The sequence below is a fragment of the Bradyrhizobium sp. Ken64 genome (assembly GCF_055807555.1).
This window is the reverse complement of sequence record NZ_JBVVPA010000012.1, coordinates 40,029-61,020: the sequence shown is the minus strand read 5'-3', so window position 1 is coordinate 61,020 and position 20,992 is coordinate 40,029. Positions and strand designations below refer to the sequence as shown.

Sequence of the window (20,992 nt, the reverse complement as noted above, 5' to 3'; positions counted from 1 at the left end):
CCGGATGACGGGGCCATTTCTACTTGTGCTGTCCTGAGTCACAGCCGCAACCGGGCAAGGTCCTGCGGCATTTGCGCACGGTGGCCGGACCAGCGCTTGAAGCTTGGCATAATGCATACAAGAATGCCGTTCCAGCGCTCGCAGAAAAATGAGAGGCGCCACGGGAGGCTTTATGACGGACATGGTGCAAGCAACCGCCCCGACAGCCGCGCGCGTTAGCGACACGTATCGCTGGGCGCAATTGGCAGTCGGTGTCGCGGCGATGGTGATGATCGCCAACTACCAATACGGCTGGACGTTCTTCGTCCCCGACATCCAGAAGAAATTCGGCTGGGATCGTGCGTCGATCCAATGGGCCTTTACGCTGTTCGTACTGTTCGAGACCTGGCTCGTCCCGATCGAAGGATGGTTCGTCGACAAATACGGCCCGCGCCTCGTCGTGCTGGTCGGCGGCGTGCTCTGCGCCATCGGCTGGGCCATCAACGCGCAGGCGACCACGCTCAACGGCTACTATCTCGGCATGATCATCGCAGGCATCGGCGCCGGCGGCGTCTACGGCACCTGCGTCGGCAACGCCTTGAAGTGGTTTCCGGACAAGCGCGGTCTTGCCGCGGGCATCACGGCCGCTGGCTTCGGTGCAGGCTCTGCGCTGACCGTCGCGCCGATCCAGGCCATGATCAAGGACAGCGGTTTCCAGACCACCTTCCTCTATTTCGGCCTCGGACAAGGCATCATCATCTGCATCCTCGCCTTCTTCCTGCTGGCGCCGAAGGCGGGCCAGGTGCCGAACATCGTGGCGAACGCCAATCTGCTGCAGACCCGCCGCAACTACCAGCCGACCGAGGTGCTGCGTCAGCCCATCTTCTGGCTGATGTACTTCATGTTTGTGATCGTCGGCGCCGGCGGCCTGATGGTGACGGCCAATCTGAAGCCGATCGCGGCCGACTGGAAGGTCGACAACGTGCCGGTCACGCTGATGGCGGTGACGATGACCGCGGTGACCTTCGCGGCCACGATCGACCGCGTGCTCAACGGGCTGACGCGTCCGTTCTTCGGCTGGATCTCCGACATGATCGGCCGCGAGAACACGATGTTCATCGCCTTCGGCATGGAAGGTATCGGCATCTGGATGCTCTACCTCTGGGGCCACGATCCGCTCTGGTTCGTGCTGCTCTCGGGCTTCGTGTTCTTCGCCTGGGGTGAGATCTACTCGCTGTTCCCGTCGACCTGCACCGACACGTTCGGCGCCAAGTTCGCGACCACCAATGCCGGCCTGCTCTACACCGCGAAGGGTACGGCCGCGCTGCTGGTCCCGATCGGCAACTACATGCAGCAGTCGTCAGGCAGTTGGGACAACGTGTTCATCATCGCGGCCGGTGCCAATATCCTGGCCTCGGCGCTGGCGATCGCGGTGCTCAAGCCCTGGCGCAAGGTCGTGGTCGCGCAATCGACCGTCTGACGCACTCCAAAAGCGCTTCTCGCGCAAGACGCCCGGCCTCGCGGCCGGGCGTTTTCCGTTGTGCGCGATGTTTTCATGAACCCGCCGTTCCGAACGGAACTCCGCATATTTTGTCAGCGCCGCGTCAAGTTAGGGCTTGCAATCTGGAATATGGTATACCAAGCTCGTCACCGCGCTTGCGACGATAAGCCACAATATTGCGACATCAGGTCATCTTGCGGCCGGTGTCGAACCAGACAGGCGCTCGGGAGGTTTTTGATGATTTCCAGCACCGATGGCGCTGTCACGGCCGCGCCTCTCCGCACAGGTTTCCGTTGGCTCCAGCTGGTCATGGGCATCGTCTGCATGGCGATGATCGCCAATCTGCAATATGGCTGGACGCTGTTCGTCGATCCGATCGATCACGCGCACCATTGGGGACGCGCCGCGATCCAGCTCGCTTTCACCATCTTCGTCGTCACCGAAACCTGGCTGGTGCCGATCGAGGCCTGGTTCGTCGACAAATACGGCCCGCGCATCGTCATCATGTTCGGCGGCGTCATGATCGCGCTGTCGTGGATTCTCAACTCCTATGCCGATAGCCTCACTTTGCTCTACGCGGCCGCGATCATCGGCGGCATGGGCGCGGGCGCGGTGTACGGCACCTGCGTCGGCAACGCGCTGAAATGGTTTCCCGATCGCCGGGGCCTTGCCGCCGGTGCGACCGCCGCCGGCTTCGGGGCGGGCGCCGCGCTCACCGTCGTGCCGATCGCGACCATGATCGCAACGAGCGGCTATCAGCACGCGTTCCTCACCTTCGGCATCGGCCAGGGCGTGATCGTCTTCGTGCTCGCCTTCTTCATCCAGCCGCCGCGGATCTCGATCCCGCCGAAGAAGAAGCAGCTCAATCTGCCGCAAACCAAGATCGACTTCACCCCGCCCCAGGTGCTGCGCGCCCCTATTTTCTGGGTGATGTATCTCGTTTTCGTCATGGTCGCCTCGGGCGGCCTGATGACCGCGGCGCAGATCGCCCCGATCGCGCACGACTTCAAGATCGCCGACACGCCGGTCACGCTCGCCGGCTTCCAGATGGCGGCATTGACGTTCGCGATCTCGCTCGACCGCATCTTCGACGGTTTCGGACGGCCCTTCTTCGGCTTCGTCTCCGACACGATCGGCCGCGAGCACACCATGTTCATCGCCTTCGGCACCGCCGCGCTGATGCTGCTGACGCTGTCGGCCTATGGCCACGTGCCGGTCGTCTTCGTGCTCGCCACCGCGGTCTATTTCGGCGTGTTCGGCGAGATCTACTCGCTGTTCCCGGCGACCTGCGGCGACACCTTCGGCTCGAAGTTCGCAACCACCAACAACGGCATGCTCTACACGGCGAAGGGGACGGCGTCCCTGCTCGTTCCGCTCGCCAGCGTGATCTCGGCCACGTATGGCTGGAAGGCCGTGTTCGTGGTCGCGGGGGCCTTGAACGCGACGGCGGCCCTGATGGCGCTGTTCGTGATCAAGCCGATGCGCCGCTCCTTCATCCTCGGCAAGGAAGCCGAGAGCGCCAGCGCCGCGACGGGGAACGCCAAGACCGAGACGGCATAACGAACACGCACCTTGCACGGGTGAGACAGGGGCGCAGCGATGCGCCCCTTTCTTTTTGGCTGACGGCAAACGTCAGCATTGCTGCCGCAAGATTTTTCGGATCAGCCAAATCGAAGGCTTGACGATTGGCATTATGTATACCACACTTGCCGCATCATTCACCCAGGGAGGTTGCAATGCTGGTCGGAGACATTCTGCGCAAGAAGACACCGCGCGTTGTCACGGTGCGAATGAACGAAACGGTGGGTATCGCCGCCAAGCTGATGCGCGCCAACAATATCAGCGCACTGGTGGTGAAGGACGTCGTCCGCTCCGAGGGTAACACCGCGGTCGGCATGTTCACCGAGCGCGACGTCGTGCGCGCCGTCGCCGAGCACGGCGCCAATGCCGTCAACGTCAAGGTCTCGCAGCTCGTCTCGGTGCAGCAGCTCGTGTCCTGCACGTCGAGCGACACGATCGAGCACGTCCGCCATCTGATGAACCGGAATCACATCCGGCACCTGCCTGTCATCGACGATTACAGCCTCGTCTCGGTCATCAGCATGCGCGACATCGCATCCTTCATGGACGAAGCGATCAACGGCACGCCGCAAGCAGCTTAAAGCGCCTCACTTCCCCTGCGACTACCGTCCCCGGCTCGGACCTTCCGAGCCGGACCGGATCTTTCGTCCCGAAATCCGGCTTCCGCTGCTTCGCGAGGATTCCATGAAGATCTGCATCTACGGCGCCGGCGCAATCGGCGGATATCTCGGGGTTCAGCTCGCGCGCGCGGGCGCCGACGTCAGCCTGGTCGCACGCGGCGCGCACCTTGCCGCGATGCGCGAGCGCGGCCTGACCCTGCTCGCGGGCGAGGAGAAGCGCACCGTGCATCCGCGCTGCACCGACAATCCGGCCGAGCTCGGCGTGCAGGACTACATCATCATCACGCTGAAGGCGCACTCGATCACCGGCGTGATCGAGACGATGCAGCCGCTGCTCGGACCCCACACCCGCATCGTCACCGCCGTCAACGGCATCCCCTATTGGTACTTCTACAAGCACGGCGGCCAATACGAGAATTCGACGCTGGAGAGCATCGACCCCGGCGGACGGCAGTGGCGCGAAATAGGCGCCGCGCGCGCCATCGGCTGCATCGTCTATCCCGCCACCGAGATCGAGGCGCCCGGCGTGATCCGTCACGTCTACGGCAACAACTTTCCGCTCGGCGAGCCCTCCGGCGAGACCACCCCGGACGTGCAACGCCTCGCCGATCTCTTCGTCGCCGCCGGGCTGAAAGCGCCGGTGCTCGACCGCATCCGCGACGAGATCTGGCTCAAGCTGTGGGGCAATGTCTGCTTCAACCCGATCAGCGCACTCACCCATGCAACACTCGACGTGATCTGCACCGATCCGGCCACCCGCGCGCTGTCGCGCGCGATCATGATGGAGACGCAAGGCATCGCCGAGACGTTCGGCGTCAGATTCCGCGTCGACGTCGAGCGCCGCATCGAAGGCGCCCGCAAGGTCGGCGCGCACAAGACCTCGATGCTCCAGGATCTGGAGCGCGGCCGCCCGATGGAGATCGACCCGCTCGTCACCGTCGTGCAGGAGATGGGCCGCCTCACCGGCGTCGCCACCCCCGCGCTCGATTCCGTGCTGGCGATGGTGACCCAGCGCGCCCGCATTGCCGGTCTCTACGATGGCATCTCGACGCCATCAGATCCGCGCGCGCTGGCGGTGGCATGATGGCTGGCGAGATCAAACAATGGCTTCGCTTCCGCAAGAGCGGTGCGACCGGCTTCGGCACGCTGAATTCGTCAGGCATCAGCGTGCATGAGGGCGAGATGTTCGGCCGCCATGCAGCCACCGGCAAGACGCTGGCGCTGTCGGAGGTCGAACTGCTCGCGCCCTGCGTGCCCAGCAAGATCGTCGCGCTCTGGAACAATTTTCATGCGCTCGCGGCCAAGCTCAACCAGCCCGAGCCGCCGGAGCCGCTCTACCTCCTGAAGGCCACCACCAGCATCACGACACCCGGCGCGGTGATCCGCCGCCCCTCTTACTACGACGGCAAGACCACGTATGAAGGCGAGCTCGGCATCGTCATCGGCAAGACGTGCGCCCGGGTGTCGCCGGCGGAAGCGGACAGCTTCATCTTCGGCTACACCTGCGTCAACGACATCACCGCCAACGACATCCTGACCAGCGATCCCACTTTCCCGCAATGGGCGCGGGCCAAGGGCATCGACGATTATGGCCCGTTCGGCCCCGTCATCGCCACCGGTCTCGATCCGGCCAAGCTGGTGGTCCGCACCATCCTCAACGGCGCGGAGCGGCAGAACTATCCGATATCGGACATGATCTTCACCGCGCAGGAGCTGGTCAGCAGGATCTCCCACGACATGACCCTGCTCCCCGGCGACCTCATTGCCGTCGGCACCTCGGTCGGCGTCGGCGTGATGAAAGAGCCGGTGAACACGGTAACCGTCGCGATCGACGGCATCGGCGAGCTGACCAATGAGTTTCGGCTTTAGCCACCAACGCGGTGCGGTAGCCCGGATGGAGCGAAGCGCAATCCGGGGCCGGCTCTCAAGGCTAGCAGAACCCGGATTGCGCTTCGCTCCATCCAGGCTACGGAACACTCCGTCCAACCTTTGAAAACCCCGGCGACCCACTTCCCCTCCACCGATCGGCTGACGCATTCAGCCGTGGATCGTGGGACCGGACCTCTCCGGCAAGCCCCCGCCGCCCTTGATCTCGGTTCCGCTCTCCAATAGCAATTATGGCGATAATGTGTGCCGGCGTGAGGAAGTCACGATGTGGCTGTTTTTCCTGGTTGCCTGGTTGGTTCTGCTCACCGCCGTCGCGATCTTCGCCCAACAGGCGCTCGGTTACGATATCGGCCACCTGCCCGCCTGGTTCGGAGGCCTGCCTGTCCCGCAGCGGTTTGCGACCGGCGCGATCCTGGCGCTGGCGCTGGCACTGATCGGCGCCTCCGCCTGGCGGCTCTCGCGCCAGGACCGGCGCCTCGACACATTGCGCGACCGCCTCAAGAAGACCCGCGAGGACGTCGTCGTCGCCCACGCCCTGCAGAACCACCTCGACGCCACCGTCCAGCACCTGATCGAGAGCGATCCCCGGGAGGCCGTCTCCGCTCTCCACGACAAGCTGGGCGAGACCGAGCAGCGCGCCCTGCTCCAGCGGGGCCGCAACGAATCCACCGACATGCACGACCAGCTCGCCGAAATCCGCCGCCGCCAGCAGGAGCTGCGCGACATGGTCGGCAAGGTCGCCGAGCAGCGTCGCGCCGTCGAGCCGGTTTTCACCGAGATTCGCGACCGCCAGAACCAGCTCGAACGCTCGCTGCACGACCTCGAGACTGACGACCGCAAGAACAACCTCGCCGACAGGCTGAAGGATATCGCGCGCGACGTGTCGATGCTGCTGTCGCGGGTCGGCACGGTCCAGAACACCTTTGCGACCCTGAACCAGTACAAAGAAGATCTAGCGAAGTCCCACGCCGAGCTGGTGCCACTGCGCGCGTCGGATGCCGGCCTCAATGCCTTGATCGGCGAGCTGAGCCTCGGTCATGAGCGCCTCGCCAAGAGCGTCGACGAGCTCGAAACCGGCGGCGAAGTCCCTCTCGGCGCCCGCGTCGAGACCCTGTCGAAGAACAAGATCGAGATCGAGCAGCGCCTGGCCCGCATCGACGACAGCTTCCACATCCTGAAAGGCATCGGGCTCGACTTCGAAGAGCTCGGCCAGCGCCAGGCTCAGCTCGACCGTTCGCTCGCCGGTGTCGAGACCGACGCCGACGGCAAGACGCTTGTCGACCGCCAGAATGCGCTGAACGATTTTGTTCTCCAGTCACGCCAGCGCCTCGGCGCGTTACAGGAGACGCTGGCGACGCTGAACGCCTTCAAGACGGAGCTGTCGAAGTCGCAGGCCGACCTCGTCCCGCTGAAGGCCCCCGTGTTCGGCATCGAGGCCCTGATCGCGGATGTCGGGACCACGCGCGATCTCCTCGCCAAAACCGTCGGCGAGATCGAGGCGAGCGGCGACGTCACCCTCGCCTCGCGCGTCGACGCGCTGACCAGGAGCAAGCGCGAGGTCGAAGACCGCATCGCCCGCATCTTCGACAATTTCAACGCGCTCGACGGCTTGCGAAAGGACATCGGCGGCATCTTCTCGACGATCCGGAACAGCCTGAACCGGATCGGGTGAGAAGCTCCCCACTTGCCCGTGCTTCGAGACGAATGGAGCACGAGGGCATTTCCGTGTTGCACGGCTCGTGATACAATCTTGGCGGGAATATTTCGGCTTCCGTTTTTTCTGCCCTCATTTCCATCGCCGGCGCCAAAAAGCGACGCGGCGTCATTCATAATCGGAGGAAGACTCCATGGTCGCCAGGAAACACAAAGCGAAGACATCGAAGGCCAGAAAGGCAAAATCGGCAGTAAAGGTCAGGAAGGCCGCCGCCAAGTCCAGCAAGTCGAAGTCAGCGAGGTCCAAGACGGCCAAGTCCAAGGCGAGCAAGTCCAAGACGGGCAAGTCCAAGACGGGCAAGTCCAAGACGGGCAAGTCCAAAACCAGCAACAAGTCAAAGACGACCAAGAAGGCAAGCAAGACCAAGAAACCCAAGGCTGGTTCGTCCAAGACCAGCAAGAAGACCGGCACGTCCAAACCGAAACCGCCCAAACCGCCGGCCCCGAGCTTGCCGCCCGTTGTGACTTCGGCCGCTCCGTCAACCGCGGCACCGGGCGCGACGTCGGGCTTCCAGGTGGTTGGCGCCAACGTCAATGCGCCGTTCTCGCTGAAGCTGCATCGTGGAGACGGCAAGACGCTGATCGCAATGAATTGGAAGGCCGGCCAGCCGCCGCAAGATTTCGTCGGCTTTGCGATCGAGTACCAGGAGCCCGGCGGCAAGCGGTTTTTTGCGCTGAACAACCGGCTCGGTTTTCTCGACGCCTCCGGCAACGTCAACCCCAAGAAGCTTTCGACCCTGCAATCGCCAATCCAGAAATTCCGCTGGGTGCATTTCCCCCGTAATGCCGAGCTGGTCGGAGACTTCATCTACCGCATCACACCTATGTCGATGGACGCCCAGGGCAAACTTAGCAAGGGCGAGGCGCAACAGGCGGCGATCCAGCTCGCGCGCGAAACCTATCCTGGCGTCGCCAACGTCACGTTCACCCGCGGCTTCGTCTCCTCGCAGGCATTCGTCGATCGTTATCTGAAGCACGGCCCGATCAATACGCTGGTGGCGCCCGTCGCTGCCGGCGGGCTCAACTTCAAGCCGACGCATCCCGATGCGCAGGCCGCGCTGGCCTGGATGGGTTTTGAGGCGCGCGCCGCAATCCTGGAAACCCTCGATCAGGCTATCGCCGACGATGCCGAGGTCCGCATCGTTGCCTACGACTTCAATCTGCCGGAGATACTTGACCGCCTCGTGCAGCTCGGCCCATCGCTCAAGATCATCATCGACGACAGCGACCCGCATGGCGATGACGATTCCGCGGAGACCGCTGCGGAGAGCCTCCTGGTTGCCTCGGCCGGGCGCACGAACGTGCGGCGCCAGCATATGGGCAACCTCCAGCACAACAAGACGATCGCGGTGAACGGTCCCAACGTGAAGAAAGTGGTGTTCGGCTCGACCAACCTGTCCTGGCGCGGCTTCTACGTTCAGGCCAACAATGCTCTGGTGGTGACCGGTCAGAAGCCGGTCGACCTCGCCTTCGCGGCATTCGACAGCTACCTTGCCAGCAACAACGCCGTCGCGAGCTTCGGCGCAACGCCCTCCGCCGATTGGCAAGATCTCGGCCTTGCCGGCATCGATGCCAAGGTGGCGTTCTCGCCGCACAGCGCTGCCAACGCCAAGCTCGACAAGATCGGAGCCGATCTCAAGAGCGCGACATCGTCTGTGCTGTATTCGCTTGCCTTCCTGGCCCAGACGGGTGGCGCCGTGACCGACGCCATCGCCGACCTTACCGCCGACAGCACGATCTTTGTCTACGGCATATCCGACAAGGAAGTTGGCGGCATCGAGGTGCAGAACCCGGACGGAAACGTCACGCCAGTGTTTGCCGCCGAGCTCACCCACAACGTGCCGGAGCCCTTCAAGTCGGAGCCCACCGGCGGCACCGGCACGCGCATGCACCACAAGTTCACCGTGATCGACTTCGACAAGCCGGCTGCACGGGTCTATCTGGGATCCTACAATTTCTCCAAACCCGCCGATCGCCAGAACGGCGAGAATCTCCTGGTCATCAGGGACCGGCGCATCGCCGTGTCCTACATGATCGAGGCGCTCAGCCTGTTCGACCATTACTCATTCCGGGTGGCTGTAAAGAAGGCCAACGAAAAGGGGAAGAAGCTGCATCTGGCGCGGCCACCGGCCCAAGACGAAAAGCCGTGGTTTGAAGACGACTTCGCCGTCGGGTACAAGATCAAGGATCGGCTGCTATTCTCCTGAGCGGTGTGGACGTCGCCGGATGGGTCAAGCGAAGCGAAACCCGTCCGGGCAAGGTCTGCGGCGCCGCTGGTATCGCGCACCGCCGACCATCCAGTACACATCACATCTCCGCGCGCCCGGCAGATGCCGCCAACATGTCTCGCGGATGCCGCACTGTGGTCGCATTCGGCCGCCCTTCTGTGAGGCGTGTCTGGGGGCACGGCGGTGCCGTGTTTGGACCAAACCTTCTAGGGGTATGACTGTGAAGAAGATTGTATTTGTCGTGGGTGCTACGCTTGCTCTGGTGACGGTTGCGAATGCTGCGGATCTGCCGCGCCGCCAGCCCGTTCCCGTCTATTCGGAGCAGGCGCCGATCGGCAAGATGCCGATTGGCAAGAGCCCGGTTGGAAAGGCCCCGATCGGCAAGGCGCCCGGCCCGGTCGCGGCGCGCTACTGACGCGCTAGCGAAATACGCGCAGAAGCAAGCGTAGACTCTGCGTGAGTGGCCGACAGTCGAGGGGCATAGCGTGACGAACAAACCTGATCGATCGGGACCCTGCATCCTTGCGGGATTTGCGCTCGCGGCCATGCTCGCGTGTACGACACCCTCGGCCTCTGCCCACGAAGCGAACAAGCGCGTTGCCGACGCAAACGCGCTTGCCACGACCGACGCCGTATCACGGCCGACGCCATCGACACGGCGCGCGGTCGCGCGCGCGGAGAAAGGTCCGTACTACGTCGATTTCCGCGCCCGCACGGCAGCGAGCTGGGGCCACGCCTTCGTCTGGTACGGCAAGACCAGCGAGCGCGCCGTCGAGGTGGCAGGGCTCACGCCCGCCGGCGACACCTGGGCCTATGTGCTCGGTCACCTCACCTGGGTGCCGGCGGAGACCGGTGCGAGCTACGGCGATCTCGACCCGGACTATCTGACCGCGAACTACCGCGTCTATTTGAACGAAGCGGACGCCAAGCGCGTGTTTGCCTATATCAAGAAATTGCAGGCAAACTCGCCGGTCTGGAACGCCGAGACCACCAATTGTACCGGCTTCATCGGCGACATCGCGGAGTACATGGGATTGAAGGTCCCCTACCGCTGGCAGCGCCCGGAAAACTTCGTCAACAGCCTCAAGGAAATGAACGGCGGCCGCCAGATGGTGCGGCTGTCGACGGAGTAGCTGAAGTCCTCTTGCCCGTCGGGCAAAACACCCGCACAAATTTCCCACCCCGCCTGTCAATCCCCGCCCGTCAAAATATTCCGCTTTACCGAAATTCGGATTTGTCGTACGTACGCGATACCCTGACCCGGGACAAGGGGCGGATCGCGATCGTCACGAACCGCGGGTTGGGCAGCGATGGACGCGACGGCGTCGGGCGCGGCGAGCCTTGCAGGGCGGGAAACCGTGAGCACAGGCTTTCGCGCCTACGACACGGCGCCGACAGCGTCTTCGCATGGTTTCGGGTGCGAGCACACGCCAGCTCTCGAAGGCCCAGCGAGGACGTGCGCGGACGGCGAAGTCGTGTGGTCCTGACGCCCGGGGTCTGTGCGTCAAGTCCTGTAGTGGTGCCTGCTGCCCGACCGGGCGCGCGCATCAGCCATCTGCGGGGCGACGGGGGCAATAGTGCATCGCTCCCCGAGGAGAGCGCGAAGTAAGCCGTAAACCATCGCGCAGGGAAGGCCGGGCGATTGGCTGACCTGTGGTCCACCCCGTGTGCATTCCTTTGGCGCACGGACTTGCGGGTGCCAGCCGGCGCCCGGCCTTCCCTGCGCCCTTGTCACGAGGAGGGCGATGCGACCAGGCAAAGCTCGGGCGGAATGCGCCGCGAGGATGCGAAGGTGTGTCTTGCGACGGAAATGCAAGTTGATGGTCTCCGAAAGCTCCTCATCCTCCGTTATTGCGAGCGCAGCGAAGCAATCCAGAATCCCTCCACGGAGACAGCCTGGATTGCTTCGCTGCGCTCGCAATGACGGTGTTGAAGCGGCGGCGCACAAAACGCGCCACCCCGGTGTTACCACCTCAATTGTCCACCCTGCGGAATCCCCCCACTCCCCGCATGATCGCCCCGCCTCCACCGCACGCCCTCCCAATAGACTTTTCCCGACCCGGGCGGCATCCTGTCGCCATCAAACGATAACAGAGCGCCACACAGGCGGAGGAAACAGATCATGCTGCAGACCCGGTTCACCAAGCTCGTCGGTGTCGAGCACCCGATCGTCCAGGGCGGCATGCAATGGGTCGGGCGCGCCGAGCTGGTCGCCGCCGTCGCCAATGCCGGAGCGCTCGGCTTCATCACGGCGCTGACCCAGCCGACACCGGAAGACCTCAGGAAGGAGATCGCCCGCTGCCGCGATCTCACCGACAAGCCGTTTGGGGTCAACCTCACCATCCTGCCCGCGATCAAGCCGCCGCCTTACGCCGAATATCGCGCCGCCATCATCGAGAGCGGCATCAAGGTGGTCGAAACCGCCGGCAACAAGCCGCAGGAGCATGTCGACGAGTTCAGGAAGCACGGCGTCAAGGTCGTGCACAAATGCACCAGCGTCCGTCACGGGCTCTCGGCCGAGCGCATGGGCGTCGACGCCATCTCGATCGACGGGTTCGAATGCGCCGGCCATCCAGGCGAGGACGACACCCCCGGCCTGATCCTGATCCCGGCCGCCGCCAACAAGATCAAGATTCCGATGATCGCCTCCGGCGGCTTTGCCGACGCCCGCGGCCTCGTCGCCGCACTGGCGCTGGGCGCCGAAGGCATCAACATGGGCACCCGCTTCATGGCGACCAAAGAGAGCCCCATTCATCAGCTCATCAAGGAGAAGATCGTCGCCAATGACGAGCGCGAGACCGAGCTGATCTTCCGCACCATGCGCAACACCTCCCGCGTCGCCAGGAACGAGATCTCGACCAAGGTCGTCGCGATGGAGAAGGAAGGCGCCAAGTTCGAGGATATCCGCGAGCTCGTCGCGGGCGCCCGCGGCAAGATGGTCTACGCGACCGGCAACTCGGACGAAGGCATCTGGTCGGCGGGCCAGGTCCAGGGCCTGATCCAGGACATCCCGACCTGCGCCGAACTGATCTCCCGCATCGTGCGCGAAGCGGAGGCCATCATCCGCAGCCGGCTCGAAGGCATGATCGTTCATCCGACAGCGCAGGCTGCGGAATAATCACTGCAAGAAGCGAGAGCAATACATGAAGGCTTATGTCTACGGCCCTGGTGGCGCTACAATTTCCGACGTCGCTCAACCAAAGCCTGAAGGCACGCAGGTGCTGGTCCGCGTCCGCGCCTGCGGCCTCAATCGCGCCGACACCGGCATGCGCAAGGGCCACGCCCATGGCGCGGCCGGCGGCGCCGGCACCGTGCTCGGCATGGAATGGGCCGGCGAGGTCGCCGAGCTCGGACCGGATGCCAAGGGCGTCAAGGTCGGCGACCGCATCATGGGCTCCGGCGGCGCGGCGTTTGCCGAATACACGCTGGCCGATCACGGCCGGCTGTTCCGCGCGCCCTCGAACATGAACTTCGAGGAAGCCGCCACCCTGCCCGTCGCGCTCGCGACCATGCACAACGCCGTCGTCACCATCGGCGGCGTGCAGCCCGGGCAGGCCGTGCTGATCCAGGGCGCAAGCTCCGGCGTCGGCCTGATGGCGATGCAGATTGCGAAGCTCAAGGGCGCGAGACTCGTGATCGGCTCCTCGACCGATACCGCCCGCCGCGGCCGGCTGAAGGAGTATGGCGCCGACCTCGCGGTCGATTCCTCCGACCCCACATGGGTCGACGAGGTGCTGAAGGCGACGAACGGCGAAGGTGTCGACCTCATCGTCGACCAGGTCTCGGGCCAAGTCGCCAACCAGAACCTCGCGGCGACCAGGGTCAAGGGTCGCATCGTCAATGTCGGCCGGCTCGGCGGCACCCATGCCGATTTCAACTTCGACCTGCACGCGGCGCGCCGCATCGACTATGTCGGCGTCACCTTCCGCACCCGCACCATCGCGGAGGTCCGGGAGATCTTCGACGAGGTCAAGAAGGACATTTGGGGCGCGGTCGAGTCGCGAAAACTGCAGCTGCCGATCGACAAGGTGTTTGCCTTCGACGATATCGACAAGGCATTCGAGCACATGGAGGCGAACAAGCACCTCGGGAAGATTGTGGTGAGGGTGTGAGGGGGCGGCAGCGGAGCAAGAGCTGTAGGTCCCACTCCCTCCGCTCGTCATGGCCGGGCTTGACCCGGCCATCCACGTCGTTCCCGCGATTGAGAAAGATCGTGGATGCCCGGGACCCGACTACGCCAAGGCTTCGCCGGGCACTCGGTCTTGAGCCGGCGAAGCTTTAGCGAAGACGGCGAGCCCGGGCATGACGGAGTTGGAGGCCCCCGCTCCTGCAACTCACTAGCGTCTACAGCTGTGGATCGTCGCTTGATGTTCAGTCACAGGCTGCTAAATCCCCGCCATGAGCTCCCAACACAACAAGACCTCGGTCGCAGCGATCTCGATCTTCGCCAGTGGCGGCATGGCGGCGGCCAAGTTCGCGGTCGGGATAGCGATCGGCTCGCTGGCGCTGATCTCCGAGGCGCTGCATTCCTCGATCGACCTCGTCGCCACCATCATCACCTGGGCGGTGGTGCGGGTGTCCGACAAGCCGGCGGATGAGGAGCATCATTACGGCCACGGCAAACTCGAAAGTGTCTCGGCGCTGGGCGTCACCGCCCTGCTCTATGTGCTCGCCGGCGGCATCCTGGTCGAGTCCTACAGCCGGCTGCGGGAGGGAACCGCGCCGCCGACTATTTCGGCCGTGCCTTTCGTGGTGCTGGTGATCGACATCGTCGTCAATCTCTGGCGCGCCCGTGCCCTGCACCGTGCCGCGCGGGAGACCAGGAGCCAGGCGCTCGCCGCCGACGCGCTGCATTTCGCCTCCGACGTGATGGGCTCGTTCGCCGTTATCATAGGCCTGATCCTCGCCGGCCTCGGCTTCTGGTGGGGCGACGCGGCTGCCGCCGCCGCGGTGGCCGTGATGATCGCCCTGCTCGGCCTGCGCATGGCCGGCTCGACGGTGCAGACGCTGGTCGACCGCGCCCCGGAAGGCGCGCATGAGACGGCCACGGCCGCGATCCGCAGCGTGCCGGGTGTGATCGACGTCGAGCGACTCCGCGTGCGCATGGTCGGGGCAACCACATTTATCGACACGATCGCAAAGGTGCCCCGGACTTATCCCATCGACCGGGTCGAGGACATCAAGCGCAATGCGCAAGCAGCCGTCGAGAAGACCTTCGGCGATGCCGACCTCACCTTCACCGCGGTCCCCGTGGCGCGCGACAACGAGACCGTGCGCGACCGCATCATGGTCATCGCCCACAATTCGGGCCTCGCCGTCCACCACGTCACGGTGCACGATCTCGGCGCCAAGCTGATCGTCAGCATCGACCTCGAGGTCGACGCCGGGATGCAGCTCGACGCCGCCCATGACGTCGCCAACACGCTGGAACGCAACATCCAGGAAGAGTTCGGCGCGGACGTCGAAGTCGACGTCCACATCGAGCCGCTGGAACCGGAACTACCGTTCGGGGTCGACGCCGCGTCGGAACGGGTGCGGGCCATTGCCGCCGCGCTGACGGAATATGCCGCCGGCAGCGAGATCCACGACATCCACAATGTCCGCGTCCGCAACACCGATGCCGGCGAGATCGTCAACTTCCACTGCCGCGCCGAGCCGTCGATGAGCGTGATCAAGGTGCACGAGCATGTCGACGCGATCGAGCGCGCATTGCGGCGCGCGTTCCCGAGCGTGAAGCGCGTCATTAGTCACGCCGAACCGCCGCGCGCGTGACAGAGAATGTGCGAGGAGTCACACGTTCTCGTTTCGGACTCGCCGCGCACGTAGGTTTGCGGACGCGCGACGCGCAAACTGCGCGTTGGATAAGAATAAATTCGCGTTAACGATTCGTTGACTCTCGACAGCCCGCGAAATCTGGATTCAAATCGATCATGATTCGGAAGCGATGTGGGGCTGCTTCCGAACTCAAGTTGCAAGCAGGTTTCCAGGGGGCTTTAGGCATGTCGCGTGCAGACGCCGCGAACGCGTGCGTCCAATCCGATTCGATCAAGGGATTGGCGCAATCGATCGCGAAACCTGCCTATCATCGGCTCCTGATCGCGGAGCCAGCGCTGCGCCGTGCCGTGCCGACGCTCATCATCGCGTTCCTGATCACGATCTGCCTCGGCGCGTTCGTGCAGGTCGTCGACCAGACACGCCAGAAGCGGCTGGTCATCCGACACGACATCTCGGCGCTCGCCGACCTGCTCGCCGAGCGTATCGACCGCCTCACCTCCGGGCGACAGGAGCGGCTGAAGAACATCGAGAGCCTGCCGGCGCTGCTGCCCGATCTCATTCCATCCTGGGGCACAGCCTCGGGCCGCCACGTCATCGTCACGTCGGCCGGACTCGACCGCCGCATCCTCGCCCGCATCCCGATCGACAGCGATCCCTCGGGCAACGACCGCCTGCTCGACGCAATCACGACGGCGCAACTGCTGGCGGCGCCGCCGCGCGACGACAATATCTCCGACATGACCCTGCCGAACGGCAACGCCGCAATGGCGACCTCGCGGCAGATCAAGTCGCTGCCCGGCTTCGTGACCGTGATCCAGGAGCGTAACGAGCCGATCTGGGGTTCGGACGCCGCGCTGTCAGTGACGCTGTCGGCCACTACCGGCTTCGTGGTCCTGATCCTCGGCTTCGCCTTCCATTGGCAGTCCACCCGTGCCCGCGAGGGCGATTTGATCAACGACGCCGTGCGCGGCCGCATCGACACCGCGCTCAACCGCGGCCGCTGCGGGCTGTGGGACTGGGACCTGTCGCGCGGCCGCATCTTCTGGTCACAGTCGATGTTTTCGATGCTCGGCCTCGACGGCCGCAACGAGCTCCTCACCTTCGGCGAGGTCAACGCGCTGGTGAAGTCCGACGACATCGACCTGTTCGAGATCGCCGACCAGCTCATCTCCGAGAAGATCGACCACATCGACCAGACCTTCCGCATGCAGCATGTCGACGGCCACTGGATCTGGCTCCGCGTCCGCTGCGAAAAGACCAGTGGCGCGACCGACTCCAGCGTTCACCTGATCGGGATCGCCGTCGACATCACCGAGCAGAAGAGCCTCGCCGAGCGGACCGTGGAAGCCGATTTGCGCCTGCGCGACGCGATCGAGACCATTCCCGAAGCCTTCGTGCTGTGGGACGCGAGCGACCGCCTGGTGCTCTGCAATTCGCACTTCCAGCGCCTGCACAAGCTGCCCGACAGCGCCGTCATCCCCGGCACCTCCTACGAGACCGTGCTCGAGGTCGGCCGCATGCCCGAGGTCCGCACCCGGCACAACGAGACTGCGAGCCAGGGCCCCGGCGCGCGCACCTTCGAGGCGCAGCTCGACGACGGCAGCTGGCTGCACATCAGCGAGCGCCGTACCAAGGACGGCGGCTACGTCTCGGTCGGCACCGATATCACCCGCATCAAGGAGCACGAGCAGAAGCTGGTCGACAACGATCTACGCCTGCGCGCTACCGTCATCGACCTCAAGCGCTCGCAGGCAGCCCTGGAGCGCCAGGCTGGCGAACTCGCCGATCTCGCCGAGAAATACCAGCGCGAGAAGACCCGCGCCGAGGAAGCCAACCAGACCAAGTCGAAATTCCTCGCCAATATGAGCCACGAGCTGCGCACGCCGCTGAACGCGATCATCGGCTTCTCCGAGATCATGGGCTCGGGCATGTTCGGCGAACTCGGCTCGGAGAAGTACCAGGAATACTGCCACGACATCCTGACCAGCGGGCATTATCTGCTCGAAGTCATCAACGATATTCTCGACATGTCCAAGATCGAGGCCGGCCGCATGAAGCTTGACATGGAAGAGCTCGACCTGGCGCAGACGCTGGCGGAATCCCTGCGGGTCGTCACCGGCCGGGCACAGGACAAGCACCTGACGCTCGACGCCGACATCGCAAAATCGATCTCCGTCGTCGCCGACCGCCGCGCCACCAAGCAGATCATCGTCAATTTGCTCTCCAACGCCGTGAAGTTCACGCCCGACGGCGGACGCATCGTGGTGCGCAGCCGACAGCTCGACGACAGGATCGTGCTGATGATCGCCGACACCGGCATCGGCATCGCGCCGCATTCGCTGGCGCGGCTCGGCCGCCCGTTCGAGCAGGTCGAGAGCCAGCTCACCAAGACCTATCACGGCTCGGGACTGGGGCTGGCGATCGCCCGCTCGCTGGCGCAGCTCCATGGCGGCTCGATGCGGCTGCGCTCCAAGCTGGAGGTCGGCACCGTCGTGCGCGTCACCCTGCCCCGCGACGCGATCAAGGCGGCGTCCGGAATATCGGCCGCGGCCTGATGGCTACGATTGCAGCGACGGCGCGACTTCCCGCGCGACACTGACCAGCGCCGCGATCAGCGGCGTCATCGGATCACGCTGCGGGATCACCATGCCGATGCTGTAATTGACATCGGGATCGGTGATCGGGATCGAGCGCACAGTATCGGAAAGGCCGAGCGTCTCGGCGAGCTTGGCCGGCATCACGCTGGCCCAGCGCCCCGTCTTCACATGCGTGAACAGCACGAGCAGCGAATTCGACGTCAGGGTCGGCGTCGCCTCGGCGCCGACCGAACGTAACGCGCGGTCGATGATGCGACGGTTCTGCATGTCGGGCGTCAGCAGGCACAGCGGCACCTGCCCTACCTCCTTCCAGGTCACCGTCTCGCGATCGCCGAACATTCCATCCGGCGCGGTGAGCAGACGATAGCTCTCGCTGTAGAGCGGGATGGTGCGCACCTTGCCGATCGGCTCGTTCTCGATATAGGTCAGCCCTGCATCCACCTCGAGATTCTCGAGCAGCCCCAGCACCTCGGATGAGGTGGTGGACTGGATGCGGAAACGCACCTCGGGATGCCTGGCGCGGAACGGCGTCGTCAGCGCGGCGACCATGCCGAGCACGGTCGGGATCGCGGCAATACGGATCTCGCCGGAGAGCTGATGCTTCAGCCCGTTGATCTCGTCACGCATCGCGCGCGCATCACCCACGATCCGCCGCGCCCAATCGAGCGCCCGCTCGCCTTCCGGCGTAAAACCCTGGAAGCGGGAGCCGCGCTGGACCAGCATGACGCCGAGGATCTCCTCGAGCTGCTTCAGCCCGGTCGACATTGTCGGCTGCGTCACACCGCACACCTCGGCGGCCCGGCCGAAATGCCGCTCCTTCGCCAGCGCCAGCAGCAGTTCAAGCTTATCGAGCAACCGTTCATCCCCTCGGATCGTGTGGTGGCATACAAGCTAGCATGGCCTTCCCCCTTCCAACACGCAAAAACCGCATGGCGGACGGCTCCAATCGCAATTTCAAATCGAGTGATTGCCATCGCAAATCGATCTGAATCCGCAATCGCAGCATGAGACAGCTTTATTGATCTTCGAACGATTCCAAATAGTTTGCGATCAGCAGACGCTCTGGTCGAGAACGAAGAATGACAACGGTTTACGAGCCTTGGGACGAAACGCGCGGGGCCGAGATTATCGCCGAACACAGCAAGCAGGAAGGCGCGACGCTGGTCATCCTGCACGCGCTCCAGGAGGCGTTCGGCTACGTGCCGGTGGCAGCCATTCCCATGGTGGCGCAAGCGCTCAATCTGTCCCGCGCCGAAGTGCATGGCGTGTTCACGTTCTACCATGATTTCCGCCACAAGCCGGCCGGCCGCCATGTGCTGAAACTCTGCCGCGCGGAGGCCTGTCAGGCGGCAGGCGGTGACGCGCTGGCTGCGCGTGCGGAGGCGAAGCTCGGCGTGTCGCTCGGCCACACCACCGCCGATGACCGCGTCACCCTGGAGCCGATCTACTGCCTCGGACTGTGCGCAACAGCGCCGTCCGCGATGCTCGACGGCCGGCTTATCGGCCGGCTAGACGAAAAGCGCATCGATGCTCTCGTTGCGCAGGTGCAGCGATGAGCATCCGTCTATATGTCTCTCGCGATGCGGGTGCGCTTGCAGTCGGCGCCGACGAGGTCGCGCTGGCACTGGAGCAGGCTGCAGCCAAGCGTGGCATTGCCGTCGAGATCGTCAGGACCGGCTCGCGCGGCCTGTACTGGCTCGAGCCGCTGGTCGAGGTCGCGACGCCGCAGGGCCGGATCGCGTTCGGCCCTGTGACCGAGACCGATGTGCCCTCCCTGCTCGACGCGCTCGCGAGCAATACGCAGCATCTGCTGCGGCTCGGGGCCACGGACGAGATCCCCTGGCTCAAGCGCCAGACCCGCCTCACCTTCGCGCGCTGCGGCGTGATCGACCCGCGCTCGCTCGACGACTACCGCACCCATGGCGGCTACAAGGGCCTCGAACGCGCACTGTCGCTCGGCTCGGAAGCCATCCTCAATGAAGTGACGGCGTCCGGCCTGCGCGGCCGCGGCGGCGCCGGCTTCCCGACCGGCATCAAGTGGAAGACGGTCGCGCAGGCGAAAGCGGATCGCAAGTTCATCGTCTGCAACGCCGACGAAGGCGACAGCGGCACCTTCGCCGACCGCATGATCATGGAAGGCGATCCCTTCCTCGTCATCGAGGGCATGACGACCGCCGGCATTACCGTCGGCGCGACCAAGGGCTACATCTACATCCGCAGCGAATATCCGCACGCGGTCGAGGCGATGAACGCGGCCATCCAGGCTGCGAAGCGCGACGACTATCTCGGCGCGAACATCGGCGGCTCCACCTACAGCTTCGATCTCGAGGTCCGCGTCGGCGCCGGCGCTTACGTTTGCGGCGAAGAGACCTCGCTGCTGGAAAGCCTCGAAGGCCGCCGCGGCCTCGTGCGCGCAAAGCCGCCACTGCCCGCGCATCACGGCCTGTTCGGCAAGCCAACCGTCATCAACAACGTGCTGTCGTTCGCCGCAATCCCCTTCATCCTGGCCGAAGGCGCCAAGGCCTACGCCGATTTCGGCATGGGTCGCTCGCGCGGTACGATGCCGATCCAGCTCGCCGGCAACATCCGCCACGGCGGGCTGTTCGAGACCGCGTTTGGCGTCACGCTCGGCGAGCTCGTCGACGACATCGGCGGCGGCACGTTCACGGGCCGTCCGATCCGCGCGGTGCAGGTCGGCGGTCCCTTGGGCGCCTACTTCCCGCGCGCGCTGTTCGACACGCCGTTCGACTACGAGGCCTTCGCCGCGCGCGACGGCCTGATCGGCCATGGCGGGATCGTCGTGTTCGACGACAGCGTCGACATGCGGAAGCAGGCGCGTTTCGCCATGGAATTCTGCGCCATCGAATCCTGCGGCAAGTGCACGCCGTGCCGGATCGGTTCGACCCGCGGCGTCGAGACGATCGAGAAGGTCATCAACGGCGAGCGCGTGAGCGAAAACCTCGCACTCGTCGAGGACCTCTGCAACACCATGAAATTCGGCTCGCTCTGCGCGCTCGGCGGCTTCACGCCCTACCCCGTGCTCAGCGCATTGAAGCACTTCCGGGAGGATTTCGTCCCGGCCCCGACCACGCTTCAGGCCGCGGAATAGGA

General features: G+C 64.5%; 16 protein-coding genes. 15 read left to right on the top strand and 1 reads right to left on the bottom strand.

The genetic code is table 11. The features are described 5' to 3' along the window. Positions 1-172 precede the first annotated feature (172 nt). The 13 genes from oxlT (AC0L2F_RS20380) (at position 173) to AC0L2F_RS20320 (ending at position 17,839) form a co-directional block, all read left to right on the top strand. Complete coding sequence (gene oxlT / locus AC0L2F_RS20380; protein WP_007608346.1) at positions 173-1,459, top strand: oxalate/formate MFS antiporter; 1,287 nt, start codon at positions 173-175, stop codon at positions 1,457-1,459. Positions 1,460-1,717: 258 nt separating this feature from the next. Next, entirely contained in the window at positions 1,718-3,040 is a 1,323-nt protein-coding gene (gene oxlT / locus AC0L2F_RS20375; RefSeq protein ID WP_473249625.1) for an oxalate/formate MFS antiporter, read from the top strand. A gap of 176 nt (positions 3,041-3,216) precedes the next feature. Beyond that, the gene (locus AC0L2F_RS20370; protein ID WP_007593342.1) at positions 3,217-3,642 is read left to right on the top strand and encodes a CBS domain-containing protein; all 426 of its coding nucleotides are present in this window, start codon (positions 3,217-3,219) and stop codon (positions 3,640-3,642) included. Positions 3,643-3,745: 103 nt separating this feature from the next. Next, complete coding sequence (locus tag AC0L2F_RS20365) at positions 3,746-4,765, top strand: 2-dehydropantoate 2-reductase (RefSeq protein WP_473249624.1); 1,020 nt, start codon at positions 3,746-3,748, stop codon at positions 4,763-4,765. Continuing rightward, positions 4,762-5,550 carry a fumarylacetoacetate hydrolase family protein gene (locus AC0L2F_RS20360; protein ID WP_473249623.1) on the top strand — a complete coding sequence of 263 codons (789 nt, stop codon included), beginning with the start codon at positions 4,762-4,764 and terminating at the stop codon, positions 5,548-5,550. The genes AC0L2F_RS20365 and AC0L2F_RS20360 overlap by 4 nt, the downstream gene beginning before the upstream one ends. Before the next feature lie 283 nt (positions 5,551-5,833). Further along, positions 5,834-7,240 (top strand): hypothetical protein, encoded by a 1,407-nt coding sequence (locus AC0L2F_RS20355; RefSeq protein ID WP_473249621.1) that lies wholly within the window; start codon positions 5,834-5,836, stop codon positions 7,238-7,240. Positions 7,241-7,415: 175 nt separating this feature from the next. Continuing rightward, positions 7,416-9,488: a phospholipase D-like domain-containing protein gene (locus AC0L2F_RS20350; RefSeq protein WP_473249620.1), complete on the top strand. Its 2,073-nt coding sequence runs from the start codon at positions 7,416-7,418 to the stop codon at positions 9,486-9,488. A 235-nt stretch (positions 9,489-9,723) separates the two neighbouring features. Next, positions 9,724-9,924: a hypothetical protein gene (locus AC0L2F_RS20345; protein WP_007608336.1), complete on the top strand. Its 201-nt coding sequence runs from the start codon at positions 9,724-9,726 to the stop codon at positions 9,922-9,924. A gap of 70 nt (positions 9,925-9,994) precedes the next feature. Next, positions 9,995-10,642, top strand: a complete 648-nt coding sequence (locus AC0L2F_RS20340; protein WP_473249619.1) for a hypothetical protein — start codon at positions 9,995-9,997, stop codon at positions 10,640-10,642. Between the two features lie 989 nt (positions 10,643-11,631). Then, the gene (locus AC0L2F_RS20335; protein WP_007593350.1) at positions 11,632-12,627 is read left to right on the top strand and encodes an NAD(P)H-dependent flavin oxidoreductase; all 996 of its coding nucleotides are present in this window, start codon (positions 11,632-11,634) and stop codon (positions 12,625-12,627) included. Positions 12,628-12,652: 25 nt separating this feature from the next. Continuing rightward, positions 12,653-13,621: a quinone oxidoreductase family protein gene (locus AC0L2F_RS20330; RefSeq protein ID WP_473249618.1), complete on the top strand. Its 969-nt coding sequence runs from the start codon at positions 12,653-12,655 to the stop codon at positions 13,619-13,621. A 286-nt stretch (positions 13,622-13,907) separates the two neighbouring features. Beyond that, entirely contained in the window at positions 13,908-15,281 is a 1,374-nt protein-coding gene (locus AC0L2F_RS20325) for a cation-efflux pump (RefSeq protein WP_007608330.1), read from the top strand. A 227-nt stretch (positions 15,282-15,508) separates the two neighbouring features. After that, complete coding sequence (locus AC0L2F_RS20320; protein ID WP_063993042.1) at positions 15,509-17,839, top strand: PAS domain-containing sensor histidine kinase; 2,331 nt, start codon at positions 15,509-15,511, stop codon at positions 17,837-17,839. A gap of 3 nt (positions 17,840-17,842) precedes the next feature. On the opposite strand, the gene AC0L2F_RS20315 is transcribed toward AC0L2F_RS20320, so the two are convergent. Continuing rightward, complete coding sequence (locus AC0L2F_RS20315) at positions 17,843-18,736, bottom strand: LysR family transcriptional regulator (protein WP_473249617.1); 894 nt, start codon at positions 18,734-18,736, stop codon at positions 17,843-17,845. A gap of 224 nt (positions 18,737-18,960) precedes the next feature. On the opposite strand from AC0L2F_RS20315, the gene AC0L2F_RS20310 reads away from it, so the two are divergent. Then, on the top strand, positions 18,961-19,437 hold the full coding sequence (locus AC0L2F_RS20310; RefSeq protein WP_007608325.1) for a formate dehydrogenase subunit gamma: 477 nt from the start codon (positions 18,961-18,963) through the stop codon (positions 19,435-19,437). Next, positions 19,434-20,990 (top strand): formate dehydrogenase beta subunit, encoded by a 1,557-nt coding sequence (locus AC0L2F_RS20305; protein ID WP_473249616.1) that lies wholly within the window; start codon positions 19,434-19,436, stop codon positions 20,988-20,990. Before AC0L2F_RS20310 ends, AC0L2F_RS20305 begins: the two co-directional genes overlap by 4 nt. Positions 20,991-20,992 lie beyond the last annotated feature (2 nt).

Excerpts from the sequence above, each read along its gene's own strand:
- oxlT (WP_007608346.1), top strand. The coding sequence starts at position 173 with ATGACGGACATGGTGCAAGCAACCGCCCCGACAGCCGCGCGCGTTAGC.
- oxlT (WP_473249625.1), top strand. The coding sequence starts at position 1,718 with ATGATTTCCAGCACCGATGGCGCTGTCACGGCCGCGCCTCTCCGCACA.
- AC0L2F_RS20370 (WP_007593342.1), top strand. The coding sequence starts at position 3,217 with ATGCTGGTCGGAGACATTCTGCGCAAGAAGACACCGCGCGTTGTCACG.
- AC0L2F_RS20365 (WP_473249624.1), top strand. The coding sequence starts at position 3,746 with ATGAAGATCTGCATCTACGGCGCCGGCGCAATCGGCGGATATCTCGGG.
- AC0L2F_RS20360 (WP_473249623.1), top strand. The coding sequence starts at position 4,762 with ATGATGGCTGGCGAGATCAAACAATGGCTTCGCTTCCGCAAGAGCGGT.
- AC0L2F_RS20355 (WP_473249621.1), top strand. The coding sequence starts at position 5,834 with ATGTGGCTGTTTTTCCTGGTTGCCTGGTTGGTTCTGCTCACCGCCGTC.
- AC0L2F_RS20350 (WP_473249620.1), top strand. The coding sequence starts at position 7,416 with ATGGTCGCCAGGAAACACAAAGCGAAGACATCGAAGGCCAGAAAGGCA.
- AC0L2F_RS20345 (WP_007608336.1), top strand. The coding sequence starts at position 9,724 with ATGACTGTGAAGAAGATTGTATTTGTCGTGGGTGCTACGCTTGCTCTG.
- AC0L2F_RS20335 (WP_007593350.1), top strand. The coding sequence starts at position 11,632 with ATGCTGCAGACCCGGTTCACCAAGCTCGTCGGTGTCGAGCACCCGATC.
- AC0L2F_RS20330 (WP_473249618.1), top strand. The coding sequence starts at position 12,653 with ATGAAGGCTTATGTCTACGGCCCTGGTGGCGCTACAATTTCCGACGTC.
- AC0L2F_RS20325 (WP_007608330.1), top strand. The coding sequence starts at position 13,908 with ATGAGCTCCCAACACAACAAGACCTCGGTCGCAGCGATCTCGATCTTC.
- AC0L2F_RS20320 (WP_063993042.1), top strand. The coding sequence starts at position 15,509 with ATGTCGCGTGCAGACGCCGCGAACGCGTGCGTCCAATCCGATTCGATC.
- AC0L2F_RS20310 (WP_007608325.1), top strand. The coding sequence starts at position 18,961 with ATGACAACGGTTTACGAGCCTTGGGACGAAACGCGCGGGGCCGAGATT.
- AC0L2F_RS20305 (WP_473249616.1), top strand. The coding sequence starts at position 19,434 with ATGAGCATCCGTCTATATGTCTCTCGCGATGCGGGTGCGCTTGCAGTC.